This window comes from Roseobacter sp. EG26, assembly GCF_049830555.1.
Taxonomy (GTDB): domain Bacteria; phylum Pseudomonadota; class Alphaproteobacteria; order Rhodobacterales; family Rhodobacteraceae; genus Roseobacter.
Genome location: NZ_JBNBLH010000019.1, coordinates 1 through 18,973 on the forward strand (window position 1 = coordinate 1; position 18,973 = coordinate 18,973).

An 18,973-nucleotide genomic window follows, 5' to 3' on the forward strand; every position below is an offset into this window, starting at 1 on the left:
AACACCCACGAAGCCACCCGCATCATCGAGGACTTCAAAACAACGCTCGGAAACGAAAACTACGAAACCCTCCTAAACCTCCTCGAAAAAATACTCAAAACAAAAACCTAAACTAAAAACGTGGCAGCCCATTCATCAAACAACGCAAGAACCGCGTCACAGAATGCGGCATCATTTATGTGAGCGTTCACTTCCGTCATCGGGCAACTCCCCGGCATGACCTTGCGCGCTTCGTCAACAAGCGCTGCAAGCCCCTCAGGATCATGCGCCTCCTGACCAACCCGGTCCCATTCTTCCACGCCTTGCACCGGCAGGAAAAAATGCACCGGCCCGCGCGCATTTTTCAGGCGGTCGGCCATTTCACGTATCCATGCGCGGCGCTCGTCAGCGTTGAAGACCGAGCTTGTGATCAACCGGTTATGTTCGTGAAAGGGCCGGCCCTTGTAGGGTTCCGGGATGCCTTGCCAACCAGGGAAATCCAGCAGATCCAGCGCACCGGGTGCCACCATTTGCGGGGTGCCCGACCGGCTGGCACCGGTCAGGCGGTCATCACCGCTTGTCACCATCGACCCCGCCAGCATATTGCCAAATTCCTGCATGCAAAAATCCATCACGCAGACAAAAGCGCCTTCTGCCGCAAGCTTTTCAAAGGCCATGCCTCCCATGCCCGTAGAATGAAAGACGGCCACTTCGAAACCACGCTCTTCCAATGCTGGCGTCAGTGTTTTCATATATCGCAAGCAGGAGGACCCCAGAGAGGTCATACCAATCAGGGGCCTGTCGCGATCCGGCGGCTCGGCCGCGCGGGCGGCACCAACCACAGCGCCTGCCGCCTGACTGAGGGAGGATTTGCAGATGGAGTTCAATCCGTAAAGTCCGCCCGCCCACAGGATCATCTGGACATCAGGTGCAAAGCGGTGCGGTGGGATCAGCGGGGAAAAACTGACCGTGGAAACGATGTATTTCGGTACACCCAATGGCAAGGACTGCGCACAATCCAGCGCAAGATCTGTGCCCAGAGTGCCGCCGGTCGCCAGCATGGCGTCAAAACAGCCACCCTGATATTTTCGGGCAACCAGTAAAGCAGCGCCTTGCGACATGACACGGAATGCCTTGTTTTCATCTCCCTGCCCGATCACTTCGTCGATGGTCATGCCGCCAGCAGCGGCAACGTCATGCTTGCTGATGTCCGTGGGATGCTCTGGATCTCCCAGAACCGAGACATCCATGGATAACACACTCGCGCCCTGCGCGCGGATGCAACGTTCAATAAAGCGCAGTTCCGGTTCCTTGGTGTCATAGGTGCCGATCACTAGGATGGTTTTCGTTGTCATGTCTCATTGCCTTGGCTTATGGAAACTGTCTCGGTCACGCGGTGCCGATTGCTTAAATAGATGTCGGCGAATATCACAGCCGTGTCGATGAAACGACGGTTGCGATCATGCGCCGCTTGCTCTTGCATGCGGGTGACAATCCAGCCCACATAGGATGCCGCGCGCAATCCCATGAAAAGGTCGAGAGCGCTCAGGTCGATATGGCGAACCTGAAGGTATCCTGCGATCAACGCCTGCTTCAGCTGATCGAAATCTCGCCAATCGTGTTTCTTGATCAGGGCCCCCGCGATATCGAACAGTCGATAACCAAAGCCGCCATCATCGAAATCGATAAGCTGGGGTTGCTGGCCATTGAAGACAATGTTTTCGTCAACAAGGTCCGCGTGGATCAATCCGAAATCCAGACCAGCCGACGGCTTGTTCAAATCTTCAAGGGCCGCATCCCGCAGGTGCAACAGCAAGGCGCGCTCAGAGGCCGTTAGCGTCGGGTTGTCCCAGAACCGCCCCCAGATCGGAGCGTCCCCCAAGAGACCTTCTGCGTCCCATGCCCAGCGGCAGAAGGTTTCAGGTGGGGTCCAGGTATCGGAGATTTCGTGCAATTGCGCCATTGCGCGTCCTATCGCGCGATACGTCCCTGAGCGATCAATGGTGCCGCCTTTTTGCGCCATGGCACTGAGTGTTTCACCCTTCAGCCAGGTCAACATGTCGACCTGGATACCATCAACAACATGCAGAAAAGCACCCTCCGACGTGGGAACCGGATTGGGAACCTGCAAGCCGCCCTCGCCAGCCGCTGCCATCCATTGCAACTCAGATTGCAATTCTGCATCCGTCCGTAAACCGCGCCGATGCAAACGCAGCGCATAGAGATCGCCCGCGCGATCCACTTTGTAGACGTGGTTTTCCCGGGTCGCCACCAACTCGGTGTGCGCATCTTCCATTCCCCAAAGCACCAGGAATTTTTCAACGACCCCGGTCATGTATTCAAAGGGGTTTCTGCGAGAACCGCGTCGAGCGTGTCGAAAAGCAAATCCGCATCCTCCATTGCAAAGGGCATAGGCGGTCGGATTTTGAGAGTATTTTTATGTCGTCCGAGTTTGGAGTGAAGGATACCTCTGTGGCGCATCGCGTTGACCACGCGATCCGTGAAGGCACCGGCCGGTTCCTTTGTGGTTCTGTTGGTGACCAGCTCAGCGCCGAAAACGAGGCCGGATCCGCGAACGTCTCCGATGACCTCGTATTTCTCTTGCAGCGCATTCAGCCGTTCCAATGCGTAATCTCCGACTGATTTGGCATGGGCGATCAGATCACGGTCCTGCAACTCGTCGAGTACAGCCATTGCAGCGGCGCAACTTACCGGATTGCCGCCGAATGTATTGAAGTAGCGAAACTGCGAACGAAATGCGGCCATTGTATCGTCACCGGTCACAACAGCGCCGACCGGATGGCCGTTGGCCATCGGCTTGCCCAGCACCACGACATCCGGTGTCACACCCTGCTTCTGATGCGCCCAGAAATGCGTGCCCGTGCGACCAAACCCGGACTGAACCTCGTCGCAAATCAGCAGACCGCCCGCTTTGCGCACCACCTGCGCTGCTGGTTTGAGCCAGCCCGGCTTTTGTGTCGGAAAGCCCTCATTGAGGAAGAAGGGGCACACCACGAGGGCCGCAAAGCCATGGGGTGTTTGTTCAAGTTCGGCGATCTTTGCCGCCACTTGCTCGGCGAACCGCTTGCCGTCCGGGTCCGCGAGGCGATAGCTGTCAGGCGCTTCGACAAATCGGAAGAACTGATCCAGACCGAACCCGACTTCAGGCGGATTGCTGCGGCTCAACTGGCTGACCAGTGCCGTGTTGCCGTGATAGGTGGCATCGGTCGCGATGATCCCTCTGCGACCTGTAACCGCCTCGGCCATGCGCAAGGCAATGTCATTCGCCTCCGACCCCGTACAGGTCAAGATCGCCGACGACAGGCTCTCCGCCATTGTGCCGGTCAGACGTTCGATATAATCCAGAATGCCATCGTGAAGGTATCGCGTATGGGTGTTCAAGGTGCCAGCCTGACGCCGTATCGCCTCCACGACGCGCGGGTTGCAATGCCCCACATGGGGCACATTATTGTAGCAATCCAGATACTTGCGCCCGTCCGCGTCCCAAAGCCACACAGCTTCGCCGCGCACGATGTGCACCGGGTCTTCATAGAAGGTCGATACGTTTGGGCCCATCAACCGTGCGCGCCTTTCCACCAACTCAACATTTCTATGCAACGACCGGTCCCTCATGCTGGATTTCGGAGAAACAATTATGCGGCGCGATAAGTTCCCTCACAGCTGAATCCACGCGGTTTTCAGATCGATGTATTTTTCCAATGCGTGCAGCGACTTGTCATGACCGTTACCCGACTGCTTGACCCCGCCAAGCGGCACGGTCAGATCGGCACCACCATAGGTGTTCACATGGACGACACCTGATCGGATGGCCGCAATCATGCGGTGAGCCTTACTCAGGTTTGACGTCCAGACCCCGGCCGACAACCCGTAAACTGTCGCATTCGCCAAGGCCACCGCGTCAGCTTCATCCTTGAAGGGGGTCACTGCAAGAACCGGCCCGAAGACTTCCTTCTGAAACAGGTTATCCGCGGATTTCACGCCCGTCATGACAGTGGGTGCCATGTAGTAACCACCGGTTTCGGTCAGAATCCGCTGCCCCCCGATGCGACACTCGGCTCCTTCTGTCTCGGCAGCCCGGACGAATTTGAGATTCGCCTCCAGTTCGGTCAGGCTGTGAACTGCACCAACCTGCGTATCGAGGTTCAAGGGGTCGCCCACACGGTTTTCACGCGCATGACGGCAAACCTCAGCCACGAAATCATCGTGGATGTCTTCCTGTACCAAAAGCCGCGATCCTGCGACACAGACTTGACCCGAGTTTCGGAATATTGCCGAAGCAGACACTTTGGCCGCCTGCGCTAGGTCCGGCGCATCCGCAAACACGATGTTGGGAGATTTCCCCCCCAGTTCCAGATAGCAGCGCTTGAGATTGGAGCGCGCAGCATATTCCAGCAGCCGACGCCCCGTGCGCCCAGACCCGGTAAAGGCCAGAACATCGACGTCCATCGACAGCCCCAGCGCCTCTCCGACCACACTGCCTTTTCCGGTCACCACATTGAAGACGCCATCCGGCAGCCCCGCCTCGGATGCGAGCGCTGCAATCTTCAGCAAACTCAGGGAGGCGCTTTCAGCCGGTTTCAGGACCAGTGAGTTTCCCGCAGCAAGGGCGGGCGCAATTTTCCATGCGCCAATCATCAGCGGGAAATTCCAGGGCACGATGGCGCCGACAACCCCCACAGGTGCGTGATGCACCAACCCCAGAACATCCGCTGCTGTGGGCGCGATGTCGCCATAAATCTTGTCAATGGTCTCACCGTAGTACCGAAAAGTACCTGCCGCTGACATCGCTTCGGCCTTTAGGGCCATACCGATCTCGGTGCCATTGTCGCGCACGCCAAGTACGGCAATTTCCAACGCACGCTCTTCGATCAGATCGGCCAGCTTCAGCAGGATTTTCTTGCGTCCGGAGGGTGCCATCCGTGACCAGCGACCATCCTCGAAAGCAACGCGCGCATTGGCCACGGCGCGGTCGATGTCCTCCGCGGTGCCATCGGCGATCCGGGTCAGCAGGGTGCCATCAATCGGCGACACGACATCAAGAAGTCCGCCGTCAGCGGCCGCTTGACTGGAGCCATTGATAAAGTGTCCCTGGATTGGAATATCCTCGACGCGCAACCTGTCTATAGTGGCCTGATCCATGGCGTGGTTTCATCCTTGTTGGGTGGGCTCGTCACCGCCCACCGGTTGCGGGGTGATCCGGTTGCGGTGCTCTGCAATCAAGGTTCGGATATGCAGCGCAATGATCCCGAGGATGGCAATGAAGAGCAGCGCCGCGATCGGGCGATCGACGAAATCCAGCGGGGTTTTGACCCGTGCCATGGCGCTGCGCAGCTTCACCTCCATGATCGACCCCAGAACCATCCCCAATATGATCGGGACAATCGGCAGGTTGAGCCGTTTCAGGATCAACCCGAAGACGCCGAAGCCCCCCGCCAACGCACAATCGGTCACTGAATTGCGCAACGAGTAAACACCAACGAAAGACAGGGTCAGGATCATCATACCCAAAAACCGGGTGGGTATCTGAATGATCCTGAGCAGCAGGTTGGTGGAAAACAGCAGGAAGATCAGCACAAAGACATTCAGCAAGATCAGGGCGATGTAGAGCGCCATGACAAAATCGAGCTGGGTTTGGAACAACTGAGGCCCTGGGATCACATTGTGGACATAGAACACCGACAGCATCATCGCAGTCAGGGCTTCACCTGGAATACCCAGCGCCAAGAGCGGGATCATTGCCGCGCCCGGCACGGCGTTGTTCGCAGCTTCGGAGGCGACAAGACCTTCGGGTGATCCATCGCCGAACTTTTCGGGGTTTTGGGAGGTTTTCCGGGCATATGTGTAGGACAGAAATTGCGATGTGAACTCACCGACGCCCGGGATCATACCCATCATCACGCCAATGCTGGAAGAAACAGTGGCGATCCGTTTGATCCCGATAAGTTCCTTGAGGCCCGTAAAGATGCTTCCCTCCACATGCGCCTCGCCCGGGGTGTGATCCTTGTCCACCAGCAGCAACAATGCCTGAGAGATCGCAAACAACCCCAGAACCACTACGATCAGATCAACGCCTGACGTCAGAAAGGTCTGATCGAAAGTAAATCTTTTGGTATATTTCACCGGCTCCAGACCAACGGTACTGAGAAAAATACCGAAACAGGCCAGCATTGCCGCAGCGAAGGTTTGACCGCGATGGGCCAGCACCACAAGCAATATCCCCAGAAATGCAGCAAGGAAAATCTCGCGACTGCCAAAATGTGGCGCGATCAGTGCCAGAACAGGTGACAGGATGATCAGGCAAAGAACCGAAAAAATCCCGCCGAAAAATGACGCCGAATAGGCCAGTGACAAAGCACGGTGTCCTTCACCGCGTTTGGTCATCGGATACCCGTCATAGGTGGTCAGCGCATTGACTGCAGTGCCCGGCGTGTTGATCAAAATGGCCGGGATTGCGCCGCCATACATGGACGATCCGTAGATGCCGAGCAGTAATGTCAAGCCAACGATGGGTTCAAACGAAAAGGTGGCAGGCAGCAAAATCGCGATGGCAACCGGGGCGCCGACGCCTGGAAGCGCGCCGATGATGACGCCCCCTATGGAACCGATCAGCAAGGCAATCAGCACATTCCATTGGGCCAGGATTGTAATGGCGGAGGCTAAGGTTTCCACGGACACCTCACAGGTAGGTCAGCGCAAAAACGCGAATGCTGTCAGGCAGGTATTCGTAAAGCTGACCCGCCGGGATTTTGACCTGCAAGAGCCCGCGGAACAAAACCGAGACGCAGAACGCAAAGAGTATCGCCAGACCTATGTTGGCGGCGCTGTGAAAGCCGCAGCGCAGTGTCAGAAAAACGGCAAAAAGGACTGTTGATGGGAGGTACCCCAGCATGGGCACCGCAACCACATAGGTCAGAAAATAGGCCACAAACTCCAGCGAGCGCAGCCAGAATGCCACCTCGCGCCATCGACCCGGAATTCTGGGTGATAAAACGGAACTCAGGTAATGCAGCGCCCCAAAAAATACCATTCCGCTGATCGAGATTGTCGGCCAGAGACCCGGTTGAGCAAACCACTTCGTCCGCTTTGTGATTTTGGTCTGTTCGCCAATCTGGCTAAACAGAAAAACGGCGAAAGCCAGGAAAACAAACGCGAAAACAATATCGCCGGGGCGCCTGTACCTTTTGAAAAGGTCCTGAAGTGTGCGTGCGAGCATCAGCCCCTCCCGATCTGCCGGACCCGCACGTCGCATTTTTGGACGTGCGGGCGGATTGCGGATTACTCGCCGATCAACTCGGCGACCGCCCCGATGACAGCGGCGTCCGCAGCGATCTGCGCCTTAGAAGCTTCAGCGTCTTGCCAGTAGATCAGCACCCCGGTCTCAGCGATCAGGCCTTGCGCCTTTTCCGACTGAAGCGCCTTTTCCGCAGCTGCTGCAATCTTGTCACGGGCATCCTGCGGCACGTCCTTGTGCACAAACAGGCCGTTCCACAATGCGAGCGTCAATTCCGGAACAATTTCGCTGACGGTCGGCGTGTCGGACGTGATGGTGATCCGTTCATTGCCAATGCTGGCCAGAATTTTCACATCATCTTTGCAGGGGAAAATCTGTTGCAGCGTTGTGTTGATGACATCGACATCGCCCGACGCCAGCGTGTTGCAGTTCAGTTCGTCAAACGCGGCTTCACTGGCAAAATCAAATCCGGTTTTAATGGCCGCCGCGAAAGTGATTTGGGTGGGTGGCAGGAATGAACCGAAATGGCCGAGCGCCACGTCATTTTCTTTTCCATAAGCTACCAATTCGTCCCAGTTGGCGTATGGCGCATCAGCCCCGGCCGCGATCACAAAGGGATAGGTCATAAATATCCCGATGGGTTCGAATGGATTTGGCGATAGCTCAGGTATCCCAATTTCCGGGCCGCCGATCGGCACGTCAGTCACGAAGGATCCGATCGTATAGCCATCGGCAGGCGCGGTGGCAACTTCCACGGCACCCGGAAACGGCCCGCCACCGCCGCCGGGTTTGTTCACAACTGCTGCTGGAACGCCATACATGGCCTGGAACTCGTCGGCGATAATTCTTGTCAGGACGTCTTCGAGGTCGCCCGGAGGCCAGGGCACCACAAAAGATACCGGTTTCTCAGGATACTCGGCGATTGCCGTTGACGCCATGAGCGCAAAGGCAGCGCAAGTAAGTGCAGGTTTGAACATGATTTCCTCCCATTATCCAACGACCAGAGAGCAATTGGATTTTTATTTAACATCTTTATTGTTGCGTTGTTAAGTTACTCTGTCAAGTTTTGCTCCTTGAAGACCCTTCAGCTTTCGCTTGGTGCCTGACGCGCACCGCTGATGCTCGACCTCCCAATCAACGCAAAACGATTGCGTTTCAGCGCTTCGAGCACGCGGACAAGTTTCTCCTGTTTTATCGGTTCGTATAATGAACCGTCATTTCGTATTAAAGATTGTCTTGTTAATTACCATCAAAGCCGCTATTTGTGAAGACAGTTTCGAAAGGACAAAAATGACCTCCGCGGTGAAGACGCTCGAACTCTTGACATTCTTTTCAGCAGCAAGGCCGGAAATTGGCCTGTCGCAGTTCCGCAGACTTACGGGGCGCGACAAGGCGACAACTTACCGACACTTACAAGCCCTTGAAGACACTGGATTTGTTGAGCAAAACCCGGAAACAAGACGTTATCGCCTGGGACCAGCGGTGCTGCAACTGGCGCAGATGAGAGAGAGAACTGTCCCTCGCAAAACCTCGGTCGAAATCCCTTTGCGCGCTCTGGCGGAAGCCACCGGAGAAACCGCCCATGTCTCGGTCTTGTCCGGCTCAAACCTTCATCGTCTGCATTCAGTCGAATCACACCAACACAGCACAAGAGTTGTTATTGACCTTCAGATCCTGCCGTTACATGCGACGGCATCGGGTATTTGCGCTTTGGCTTTTGGCCCTGAGGACCTCATGGAAACGGCCCTGAGCAACCTTGAGCAGTTTACCGATCACACGTTGACGACAGCAGAGAGCCTGATCACCGCGACGCGACGTGCGAGAGACACAGGTTTCGGCGTGGCCGACCGCAGCCTCGAAGAGGAGGTCTATAGCCTGTCTGCACCAATCTTTGACCAGAGCGGGCTTCTTGCCGGCGCGGTTTCGGTGGCCAGCGTCGCCACCCGGATCACCGCACGCCTGGAGCGTGTCATTCAAGAAAACCTGATCGCGGCCAGCCGTCAGATCACACTGAACTGGGGTGGAGCCACACCCGAAGACCTGGAGACCCGCTGGTCGGAGACCCTGTCCACGTCCCCTCAGATGGAAAGCGCAACATGAAAGATTCCAACTTTCTGAAAGAACACAACGGTCGCCTGATGTGGCATCCGATGACGTCACCGCAGGACAGCATCGACAACCCGCCAAAGATCATCACCGAGGCACATGGTGTTCGCATCACTGATATCGATGGCCATAGCGTTATCGACGCCGTGGGTGGATTGTGGAACGTCAACCTGGGGTATTCATGTCAGACCGTCAAAGATGCGATCAATGACCAGCTCGCCCGCCTGCCCTATTATTCCACTTTCAGGGGGGCTTCAAATGATGCGGCCATCGAATTGTCGTATGAACTGGTCCAGTTCTTTGCGCCGGATGGGATGCATCGGGCCTTTTTCACATCAGGCGGATCGGATTCCATCGAGACAGCCCTGCGTCTGGCGCGCCAATATCACAAACTGCGCGGCGATCCCGGAAGGGTTAAGTTCCTCAGCCTCAAAAAAGGTTACCATGGCACCCATATGGGCGGCGCCAGCGTAAACGGTAACGCCAATTTTCGAACGGCATACGAACCCTTGCTGCCCGGGTGTTACCATATCCCTGCGCCATATAGCTATCGCAATCCCTTCGATGAAACGGACCCCGAACGATTGGCCCAGCTTTGCGCCTCGGCTTTGGAGGATGAAATCGCATTTCAGGGAGCAGGCACGATCGCAGCAATGATCATGGAGCCCATTTTGGGCGCTGGCGGCGTGATCCCACCCCACAAGTCCTTTGCGCCGATGGTCCGTGAAATATGCGAGCGGCATGGCATCCTGCTGATTACCGATGAGGTGATTACCGCCTATGGCCGCACCGGTGCCTGGTCAGGCGCGCGCCTCTGGGGCATTCAACCGGACATGATGTGCACAGCCAAGGCCATCACCAACGGGTTTTTCCCCTTCGGAGCGGTCATGCTTGGTGAAAAAATGTCAGACGTGTTTGAAAACAATCCATCCGCAAAGATCGGTCATGGCTATACCTATTCCGGCCACCCGGTTGGTGCCGCGGCGGCGCTTGCCTGTCTGGCGGAAACCAAGCGGCTGAATGTTGTGGAAAATGCCGCGGCCCGGGGCACTCAACTCTATGAAGGATGCCTGTCCCTGATGGAGAGACACGACATAATCGGAGATGTACGTGGCGGGCATGGCTTGATGACAGCGCTTGAAATGGTGAGTGACCGTAAATCCAAGTCTCCCATAGGGGGTGCCATTGCGGCACAGGTTCAGGAAGTTGCGTATCAATCGGGTGCCATGATCCGGGTCTCCGGCCCCAACATCATTCTCTCCCCGCCTCTGGTGTTGACCTCAGAAGATGCCGCGTCGATCCTGTCGGCGTTGGACGCTGGATTTGCCGCGGTGTGAAAGGCAGGCTGACGGCAATGAGTGTCAGGTCACCTAAGACTGGTGCCTTTTCGACCTGCGCGATCTAAGTGGTGTTCACATCCTCTCAACCCGCTTGGATTTGGCACATGGTGTGTCGTTTATGGGGTTTGGCGTTGACGGTCGCAGAGTTCGGATCGCCCCACCGGTTCCACGCTTGCGCAGCCTCCGCAAAGCTCGACCAGTCAAATTATTTCTATTTTCAGCGCAAAAACCCGCAATTGTTAGGGATTTGTAGGGAAATCACACGTCCAAATCAGCATTTGCGGACAGGTCTGATTCGTCCGGCCTGATCGGCTTTGCCCAGGCAAATATCAAAACAGCCACGATCGCCCAGAACGGTGATCCAGTGGCTCGGATTTAAGGAAATGACCATGCTTTTTAGCAAGCTCAACAAGGCAAGCAATCGTGTGGACAGAGACGCCATCGCCATCAAGAATGCTCTCGATAACGTGCAGGCAATGATCTGGTTTGGCCTCGATGGAACAATCCTGGACGCCAATGACAACTTCCTTGCAGCCCTTGGATACGAGCTGGATGAAATCAAAGGTCAACACCATCAAATGTTTGTTGACCCCAGTGAGGCCGCCAGCGCCGAGTACAAGGCGTTTTGGGAAAAACTGGGTCGCGGCGAGTATCATAGCGGCGAGTTTGCGAGAATTGCAAAGGATGGGAACACGGTTTGGATTGAGGCCTCTTACAATCCAATCTTTGACGATGCTGGCAATCCGGTGAAGGTCGTGAAATTTGCCATCGACGTCACCAGTGCCAAGCACAAGGCTGCGGACGCTGCGGGTCAGCTTGATGCCATATCGAAGTCGCAGGCGGTCATCGAATTTGACCTGCAGGGAATAATACTGACTGCGAACGACAACTTCCTCTCGGCGCTCGGTTACGAAATCGACGAAATCAAGGGGCAGCACCACAGGATGTTTGTCGAAAACGAGCATGCCGCGAGTGAAGAATATCGTAGTTTCTGGGCTGATCTGGCCGCGGGTGAGTTTAAGTCCGGCGAATTCATGCGAATTCGGAAGGACGGCAAGGAAGTGTGGATACAGGCCACCTACAATCCGATCTTCGACGCCAATGGCAAGCCGGAAAAAGTGGTAAAATTTGCTTCAGATATCACGCAACGCAAACTCGCGACCGCAGACGCCAATGGTCAGCTGGCAGCGATCTCGACATCGCAGGCCGTCATCGAGTTTGATCTCGAAGGCAAAGTGCTGGTGGCAAACGAGAATTTTCTTTCGGCACTGGGCTACACTCTAGACGAGGTAGTGGGTCGGCATCACCGCATGTTCGTGGAGCCCGAAGAAGCGAAGAGCGAAGAGTATACCGCATTCTGGAAAGACCTGAGCGAAGGAAACTTCCATTCGGCGGAATACAAAAGACTGGCAAAGGACGGCAAAGAAGTCTGGATTCAGGCAAGCTACAATCCGATCTTTGACCCGAACGGCAGACCCTACAAAGTCGTCAAATATGCCACCGAGATCACTGACAGAAAACAAGCCATGGTGGCCATGGTTGAAGGTCTCAGCGCATTGGCTGAAGGAGACCTGACCGTTCGGCTGCCCGATAGTCTGATCGGTGAATTCGCCGAACCCCGCATCGCCTTCAACAATACCTTGGGCCGTCTGGACGAGTTGGTCAGGGGAATACTGAAGTCCTCACAAGCAATCGCTGATGAAACCGGTGCTATTGCCTCCAATTCGACTGATCTAGCATCACGCGGGGAACGGCAGGCGGCGGCGCTGGAAGAAACATCTGCGGCGATGGAGGAAATCACCGCTGCTGTCAAAAGCACGACATCCAACGCAAAAACCGCCGCCGACGCCGTCGATGTCGCCGCAAACAAGGCGGAAAGCGGTGGAAAGATCGTCACTCAGGCGGTCGACGCCATGGCGCGGATCGAAGCCAGCACGCAGGAGATCAGCAAGATCATCGAAGTGATAGATGGGATTGCTTTCCAGACAAACCTGCTGGCGTTGAATGCTGGCGTTGAAGCCGCGCGCGCCGGGGACGCCGGCCGCGGATTTGCGGTCGTGGCCTCCGAGGTTCGCGCTTTGGCACATCGGTCATCTGAATCCGCACGTGAAATCAACGAACTCATCACCAAAAGCAACAATGAGGTTTCGGAGGGGTCAAAGCTGGTCAACAACAGCGGCGAAGCCTTGGACGAGATCGTCGCTGGCGTGACGGCTGTTGTGAACAACATCAATGATATTTTGACTGCCAGCGAAGAGCAGGCCAGCGGGATTACAGAAGTGACCCAAGCCGTCTCTGAAATTGACCGCACAACCCAGCATACCGCCGCGTTGGCCGAGGAAAGTGCCGCGGCAGGCGTTCAGTTGGCCGAGCGCGCCGCCACTCTGCGCGAACTCGTCAGCTTCTTTCGCCACGGGGAAGACACAGGGGCGTCGAATGTGCACTATTTTGAAGACACTGCGCCCGCTGCTCCAGTTACGGCAGCCCCCACAAACGTGGTTCCGAAAAAGTTGGCGTCAGCAGGTCAAGCTCATGCGGAAGGCACGCAGGACTTTGGCGATGATGGCTGGGATGAGTTTTAAACGCTTGAGAATTGCCTCGCCGAAGGTGGGGCATTCTCGGTGTTTTCGTGTGTATTGATGAGGTGCAACCGTCGATCGACACCTTCACCGGCGATCCCTCGAAAGCTACATCCATGAAGTTCGCACTCTACGATCAGAGAAATGATGGAACCCGATTGTAGTGCGGACGTAGTTTGGCCCCGCGCTCGTTGCAGCGCAGATAATTCCCGGTAATGCGCGCCATTTCTTGATGCTGAACACCAAAACCCATGTCCTCCAAAAACCAGTTGGCTTTTCCCACGCGGAGAATTGTGGCCCACCGACGATGATGCAAAAATCGTCGCATTACCATTCAAAGGCTGACTGAACCTACGACCCACATCACCTTTGTTCAAATGCGCCCGCAGCGTTAGGTATCACCTGAAGGGGGCTGCATCCGTCAAGCCGTGCCGATCGTCCGAAGGCCGAAACCTTCCTGAGTTGTCAGGCCTGCGCGTCAGAACTTACCCAACCTTATCCAGCGAAGGTTTGAAATGTCTTCGAGGTCGATCACATACCAACCCTCCACTCTCTTGCTCGGAAGAGGATTCCCCTTCAGGTCTCTCAAGGTCAACCCAGGTGCTGCACGTACGCGAAGCTCTCCCGTGAGAGGTTCGACAAGAAACAGAGGATCATCGTCGTTAGCGGGTTGACTGCGCGCAGAGAAGGAGATCAGCAAATCGCCAGATCGTTCAATCGCAACGCTGTCCAAGCTTTGCAAACTGACAAAGGCAAGAGGTTGCCCGATCTGCACGGCCAATGCGTCGAGCACGATATCGTGCCCCGCCATTGCACCGGCAATCAGCTGAGAGTTTTCCGTATTCACGCTGAAAACCCCCTCGGAAAAGTTTCGTGAAAAATCACCTGTATCGGCCTCAACAATGCCGGCATCCACATCCAGAAAACTCTGACCCAAATCTTCAACGGGGATCGCCGAAGAGGCCGCGCGGCGAGGTTTCATCCACGTTAGTTCTTTGACCTCCGGCAGTTCGATGACCACGGCGCTTTGCTCATAAAGCGTCCTGAGAGCCATCGACGTATTAGGGGATACCTCCTCGTCAAAAAGCGCATCTGCCGACAGCCGAATGGCATAGGTTTTCTTCGCCGGGCGGACATGTCCCTGGCGAAAGAGCAACGCACTCGCCGGTAACGAAGCCAGAATCGCAGGATCGCTGGCGACGCTCCAGTTACTTGGTTGCAATGGGCCACTCAAGGACTGCTGGGAATACCCGTAGATGATCGGGGCATCCCACCCGTGATGAGCGGCCAGCGTGGCCATGCGCAAAGGTGCAACAAAGCGGTCTTCGACGGGAAACTTGCCGATGTTCCATTCCGAAATGGTCAATGGCATGTCGGCCACCTGCCCGGATGCGATCCAGGACAGCAGATCGTTTTCGACGTGGGGCTTCATTCCAAGCCCCGCGTTCGCGCCGTAGGAGTGCACATCTATCATCGACCCCTGCGACAGGGATGGCAGACTTGACACCGGCATCTTGCCCCAGAAATTGGTCGGCGCGATCAGACCGTCAAAGCCTATCTTTCTCAAATCGGCCGACATTCTATCAAAAAACCGCCGCTCAAGATCATTCAGAAATATCTTGGACGGACCATACTCCCATGATTTCCAGGTTCGTCGCTGACTAAGGCCATGCGCTTTTGCAAAGGCTTTTGCCTCTGACATATACAGTTGGTTATGTTCAGGCACCTGCTTGTCGGGCAGCAGTCTGTTTCCAAAATGGTGCGTCAGGTCATTCTCGTTGGAAACAAGCACTGCAATGATTGCCGGATCGTCAGCATAGCGTATTCCGGTAAGGTGATTTCTGTAGCCAAGATACTGACGCTGAAACTCCAGCATGCGGGCTTGGATGCTCTGCGAAATGAAGTTGAAACCACGGACATCGGCGTGGCCGTCCTGCGCGATTTCTTCAAACCATGTGATCTGGTCATTCGCGACCATGCGGCGCCCGACGTGCAGGTCCAGCCAGATGTAGATGCCTTCCGCTTTCAGGGCTTCAAGCCAAAGGTCGAGCCGCTTCATTGAACTGATGTTCAGGGTGCGCGTGTTTTCGGCAGGCGCATCAAAGACATTTGGCTGAACCCAAAGGGAATCGTGGTGGTGGATTCGAACAAGGTTGAACCCAAGTGCGGCAATCCGCTTCGCTTGAGCCTTGATGTGGCGTGGTTCGGTGGCGAACAGCGCGTATGCTTGCAGGTTTGCGCCCCAGAATTTGACCGATGTTCCGTCCTCAAAGGCCAGCTCAGCCCCCTTGGCAATCACCCGACCGCGCTGACCGGAAGGCTTTTCATTCAAGAAGCTCAGGTCCGGAACACTGGAATACGGGTTATGTTGGTAACGATGCCAACCTTCCATCCCGTCAGCTTTAGCGGGAGACACCACCATGGCGAGCAGAGACGCGAAGAATATGTTAACTACAACTGATCGCATTATGTCGCTCCGTCGCACGTGTGAGAGGTCTACTCTAAACCGCTACTATCGGTCTTCAAAGCAGCGCGTGTGCCAAGGTGCTTCTTTCTATCTGGTCGAAAGAACACCGTAGTCCGAAGTACATTCGGAAAATTCGCGTTAGCGGGCTGGCAAAAATGCTGAATCACAAGGAATTCTTGACGGAACCTCGACAAATCTAGGTAAATAGATCGTAGGGTTTTGGGCGAAATTAAGGCCCTTCACCGCATAGTGCCGTTCGGTTTCACGACGGAGTTTGCGGATGGCTGGATACATCTCCGAGTTTCAATACTACGGCAACACCTCTCAGGAGTTCATTGAGGTCGCTCTGCCTGCGGGCACCGACCCGTCAGGATATGCTGTCCACATTTATGGCAACGACGGCTCAATCATCCACTCTTTCCCAATCGGGACGTCAACCGGCACCATGGGGGGGTATGATGTCTATGTGATAGATGCCGCGACGCCAGGGTTCAACGACGGTGGATCAGATCCGACCGGCAACATGTATCCTGATGACGCCCTGGCGCTCGTCAATGGAAGCGGCGATGTCGAACAGTTTGTTTCATATTGGGGCAACACGGTCACGGCGACTCAGGGGCCCGCCAGCGGCATGACCAGCAGTGATGTTGGCACCGCTGGCCCCGGTGAATCGCTTCAATCGGACAACGGCGGATCAAGTTATTACACTCAAAGCTCTCCAAATTCAGGCTCAATACCAGCATGCTATGCCCCGGGCAGCCTTATTTCCACCCCAGCAGGTGCCAAGCCCGTAGAGGCTTTGGTCCCCGGTGATCTGGTTTTGACAACAGACGGTGCAGTGCGCCCCATCCGCTGGATCTGGTCCGGCACTCAACCTCTCGAGCAACTGGACCGGGATCAAAAGCCGGTCTTGATCCGTGCTGGCGCTTTGGGACCAGACCTCCCAAGTCGCGACCTGATCGTGTCGGCCCAGCATCGGATCGTTGTCGGGGCTTTTGGCCAGCTGGAAGATATATTTGACGGACCTTATATGGTGCCCGCGAAAGCACTCACCGGCATGCCAGGAATTCGCTTCATGCCCGGAAAACGCTCGATCGTATGGCGTCATTTCCTTTGCGAAGATCATTGCATCGTTTTCGCGAATGCGCTGGCGTCGGAATCCCTGCTTCTCGGCGCCGGGATCGTCAGGGCGCTGCGCCCAAATCAATTGGAAAAGCTATCGCAGTTGCTACGCCGCCCGATAACGTCCGCCACCCGCGAGCAGCCCGCCCTACCCTGCCTGACCGTAGGTCAGACCAAAAAAGCTCTCGCGCGCCGAAAACATATCCACAACTTGGCAGGCCGCCAGCGACATCAAATATTGTCAATGCGCGGCAACTTAGAACCACATCCTCCTTTGCCCAAAGGTTGCACTCGCCAGGGATTTCTCGATCGAGCAGACGCAGGTTAGTGACCGAGAGGATCAACGTGAAGAAGCAAATATGGTTCATGGTACGCCCTGGCCGACGCTCAATTGATCTCTGGCTCCGAGACGGGTCCGCCGAATTCCGTCCCAAGAAAATCGAAATCGCAACCTTTGTCGGCCTGCTGAATATGCTGGGCGAACATCCAACCATATCCGCGCTCATAACGTGGTTCAGGCACCACCCATGCGGCGCGACGCTCAGCCCACTCGGCGTCTGACAGCCGAACATTCAAGGATCTGTTTGGAACATCCAGATCAATAACATCACCGGTGCGGATCAGAGCCAAGGGCCCGCCAATATAGGCCTCCGGTGCGACATGCAGAATACAAGCCCCGTAGGACGTCCCCGACATGCGCGCATCCGAAAGACGCACCATATCGCGCAGACCCTGCTTCAGCAGCGCTTTCGGCATTGGGATCATCCCCCATTCTGGCATCCCCGGACCGCCCTTCGGCCCGGCATTGCGCAACACAAGGACGCTGTCGGCGGTCATTGGGTAGTTCTCGTCATTGATGATGGCTTTGAGCTCATCATAGCTATCCGCAACAATGGCCGGACCGGTATGTGTCTGGAATTTCGGGTCCATTGCGGCCGGCTTGATCACGGCACCGTCCGGCGCGAGATTGCCGCGCAGAACAGCGAGCGAACCTTCTTCATAAACCGGTTTGTTCAAGGGGCGGATAACATCCTCATTGTGATTTCTGGCACCGCTTATGTCTTCTGCAAGCGTCTTGCCGGAAACCGTTCTGACCGACAGATCCAGCTTGTCGCCAAGCTCTTTCATCAAGGCCGGCAATCCTCCCGCATAGTAGAAATCCTCCATCAGGTATTCGCTTCCCGACGGGCGTATGTTTGCGAGGACCGGCGTGTTGCGGCCAATCGCGTCAATCTCGTCCAGGCCCAGGGGAACCCCTGCCCGGCGCGCCATCGCAATCAGATGAATAATGGCATTGGTGGAGCAGCCTGTTGCCATCGCGATGGTCACCGCGTTGCGCGTTGCAGCCGGCGTCATTATTTTCTCAGGCGTCAGATCCTCCCAGACCATATCCACGATCCGTCGGCCGCAGGCTGCCGCCATACGTTTGTGACTGGCATCCGGCGCGGGGATGGATGAAGCGCCGGTCAAGGTTAGCCCGAACCCTTCGGCAATCGACATCATTGTTGATGCCGTTCCCATGGTCATGCAGGTTCCGTATGACCGCGCGATGCCGCCTTGTACGCCCTCCCACTCCGATTTGCCGATGGTGCCAGCGCGACGTTCGTCCCAATACTTCCAGACATCCGTGCCGGAGCCCAGCTTTTGTCCGGCGTAGTTTCCGCGGAGCATCGCGCCAGCCGGCATAAAGACGAATGGCAAACCCATCGAAACCGCCCCCATCACCAACGCTGGGGTGGATTTGTCGCATCCCCCCATTAGCACGACACCATCCACCGGATGGCTGCGCAGCGTCTCTTCGACCTCGATAGACCCCAAATTTCGGTAAAGCATGGAAGTGGGCTTGAGGAATTGTTCGGCGAAGTCATGAACCGGCAATTCTGCGGGCGTGCCGCCAGCCTGCAAAATACCACGTTTCACCCATTCCGCCCGATCTCGCAGGTGGTGATGACAAGGCGAAAGATCAGACCAGGTATTGATAATGGCGATAACCGGCTTGCCTTCCCAATCTTCCGCTGTCCAGCCCATCTGCATCGCGCGGCTGCGATGGCCCATCGAACGTAAGTCATCTGGTGCGAACCAGCGTGCAGAGCGAAGGTCTTCTGGTTTTTTGGGCATGGTCCGACTG

At 56.0% G+C, this 18,973-nt stretch carries 13 protein-coding genes; 4 read left to right on the plus strand and 9 right to left on the minus strand.

The window, feature by feature from the left end; genetic code table 11:
- Positions 1 to 107 precede the first annotated feature (107 nt).
- The 7 genes from ACOTTU_RS23105 to ACOTTU_RS23135 all read right to left on the minus strand — a co-directional run bounded on the left by ACOTTU_RS23105 (position 108) and on the right by ACOTTU_RS23135 (position 8,208).
- Positions 108 to 1,334 (minus strand): Tm-1-like ATP-binding domain-containing protein, encoded by a 1,227-nt coding sequence (locus tag ACOTTU_RS23105; protein ID WP_425661583.1) that lies wholly within the window; start codon positions 1,332 to 1,334, stop codon positions 108 to 110.
- Entirely contained in the window at positions 1,331 to 2,314 is a 984-nt protein-coding gene (locus ACOTTU_RS23110; protein ID WP_425661585.1) for a phosphotransferase enzyme family protein, read from the minus strand. Before ACOTTU_RS23110 ends, ACOTTU_RS23105 begins: the two co-directional genes overlap by 4 nt.
- A complete protein-coding gene (locus tag ACOTTU_RS23115) occupies positions 2,311 to 3,555 on the minus strand; it encodes an aspartate aminotransferase family protein (RefSeq protein ID WP_425661656.1) in 1,245 nt (414 codons plus the stop codon). Before ACOTTU_RS23115 ends, ACOTTU_RS23110 begins: the two co-directional genes overlap by 4 nt.
- Positions 3,556 to 3,654: 99 nt before the next feature.
- Positions 3,655 to 5,139 (minus strand): aldehyde dehydrogenase, encoded by a 1,485-nt coding sequence (locus ACOTTU_RS23120; RefSeq protein WP_425661587.1) that lies wholly within the window; start codon positions 5,137 to 5,139, stop codon positions 3,655 to 3,657.
- Between the two features lie 9 nt (positions 5,140 to 5,148).
- Positions 5,149 to 6,669, minus strand: a complete 1,521-nt coding sequence (locus ACOTTU_RS23125) for a tripartite tricarboxylate transporter permease (protein ID WP_425661589.1) — start codon at positions 6,667 to 6,669, stop codon at positions 5,149 to 5,151.
- A 7-nt stretch (positions 6,670 to 6,676) separates the two neighbouring features.
- Entirely contained in the window at positions 6,677 to 7,213 is a 537-nt protein-coding gene (locus ACOTTU_RS23130) for a tripartite tricarboxylate transporter TctB family protein (protein ID WP_425661591.1), read from the minus strand.
- A 62-nt stretch (positions 7,214 to 7,275) separates the two neighbouring features.
- On the minus strand, positions 7,276 to 8,208 hold the full coding sequence (locus tag ACOTTU_RS23135) for a tripartite tricarboxylate transporter substrate-binding protein (RefSeq protein WP_298922270.1): 933 nt from the start codon (positions 8,206 to 8,208) through the stop codon (positions 7,276 to 7,278).
- 313 nt (positions 8,209 to 8,521) lie between these two features.
- Between ACOTTU_RS23135 and ACOTTU_RS23140 the strand changes: the two genes are divergently transcribed.
- From ACOTTU_RS23140 to ACOTTU_RS23150, 3 genes are all read left to right on the plus strand, one after another.
- Positions 8,522 to 9,331 (plus strand): IclR family transcriptional regulator, encoded by an 810-nt coding sequence (locus ACOTTU_RS23140; protein WP_425661594.1) that lies wholly within the window; start codon positions 8,522 to 8,524, stop codon positions 9,329 to 9,331.
- Positions 9,328 to 10,674, plus strand: a complete 1,347-nt coding sequence (locus tag ACOTTU_RS23145) for an aspartate aminotransferase family protein (protein WP_425661596.1) — start codon at positions 9,328 to 9,330, stop codon at positions 10,672 to 10,674. The genes ACOTTU_RS23140 and ACOTTU_RS23145 overlap by 4 nt, the downstream gene beginning before the upstream one ends.
- A gap of 392 nt (positions 10,675 to 11,066) precedes the next feature.
- The gene (locus ACOTTU_RS23150; RefSeq protein WP_425661598.1) at positions 11,067 to 13,259 is read left to right on the plus strand and encodes a methyl-accepting chemotaxis protein; all 2,193 of its coding nucleotides are present in this window, start codon (positions 11,067 to 11,069) and stop codon (positions 13,257 to 13,259) included.
- Between the two features lie 475 nt (positions 13,260 to 13,734).
- Here the strand turns inward: ACOTTU_RS23150 and ACOTTU_RS23155 are convergent, their stop codons facing one another.
- Entirely contained in the window at positions 13,735 to 15,723 is a 1,989-nt protein-coding gene (locus tag ACOTTU_RS23155; protein WP_425661600.1) for a cellulase family glycosylhydrolase, read from the minus strand.
- 280 nt (positions 15,724 to 16,003) lie between these two features.
- Here ACOTTU_RS23155 and ACOTTU_RS23160 point away from each other — a divergent pair, with 280 nt between their 5' ends.
- Positions 16,004 to 17,173, plus strand: a complete 1,170-nt coding sequence (locus ACOTTU_RS23160; RefSeq protein WP_425661602.1) for a Hint domain-containing protein — start codon at positions 16,004 to 16,006, stop codon at positions 17,171 to 17,173.
- A gap of 59 nt (positions 17,174 to 17,232) precedes the next feature.
- Here the strand turns inward: ACOTTU_RS23160 and araD are convergent, their stop codons facing one another.
- Positions 17,233 to 18,963, minus strand: coding sequence for an L-arabinonate dehydratase (gene araD / locus ACOTTU_RS23165; RefSeq protein ID WP_425661604.1), 1,731 nt, complete (start codon positions 18,961 to 18,963; stop codon positions 17,233 to 17,235).
- Positions 18,964 to 18,973 lie beyond the last annotated feature (10 nt).

Excerpts from the sequence above, each read along its gene's own strand:
- ACOTTU_RS23105 (WP_425661583.1), bottom strand. The coding sequence starts at position 1,334 with ATGACAACGAAAACCATCCTAGTGATCGGCACCTATGACACCAAGGAA.
- ACOTTU_RS23110 (WP_425661585.1), bottom strand. The coding sequence starts at position 2,314 with ATGACCGGGGTCGTTGAAAAATTCCTGGTGCTTTGGGGAATGGAAGAT.
- ACOTTU_RS23115 (WP_425661656.1), bottom strand. The coding sequence starts at position 3,555 with ATGGGCCCAAACGTATCGACCTTCTATGAAGACCCGGTGCACATCGTG.
- ACOTTU_RS23120 (WP_425661587.1), bottom strand. The coding sequence starts at position 5,139 with ATGGATCAGGCCACTATAGACAGGTTGCGCGTCGAGGATATTCCAATC.
- ACOTTU_RS23130 (WP_425661591.1), bottom strand. The coding sequence starts at position 7,213 with ATGCTCGCACGCACACTTCAGGACCTTTTCAAAAGGTACAGGCGCCCC.
- ACOTTU_RS23135 (WP_298922270.1), bottom strand. The coding sequence starts at position 8,208 with ATGTTCAAACCTGCACTTACTTGCGCTGCCTTTGCGCTCATGGCGTCA.
- ACOTTU_RS23140 (WP_425661594.1), top strand. The coding sequence starts at position 8,522 with ATGACCTCCGCGGTGAAGACGCTCGAACTCTTGACATTCTTTTCAGCA.
- ACOTTU_RS23145 (WP_425661596.1), top strand. The coding sequence starts at position 9,328 with ATGAAAGATTCCAACTTTCTGAAAGAACACAACGGTCGCCTGATGTGG.
- ACOTTU_RS23150 (WP_425661598.1), top strand. The coding sequence starts at position 11,067 with ATGCTTTTTAGCAAGCTCAACAAGGCAAGCAATCGTGTGGACAGAGAC.
- ACOTTU_RS23155 (WP_425661600.1), bottom strand. The coding sequence starts at position 15,723 with ATGCGATCAGTTGTAGTTAACATATTCTTCGCGTCTCTGCTCGCCATG.
- ACOTTU_RS23160 (WP_425661602.1), top strand. The coding sequence starts at position 16,004 with ATGGCTGGATACATCTCCGAGTTTCAATACTACGGCAACACCTCTCAG.
- araD (WP_425661604.1), bottom strand. The coding sequence starts at position 18,963 with ATGCCCAAAAAACCAGAAGACCTTCGCTCTGCACGCTGGTTCGCACCA.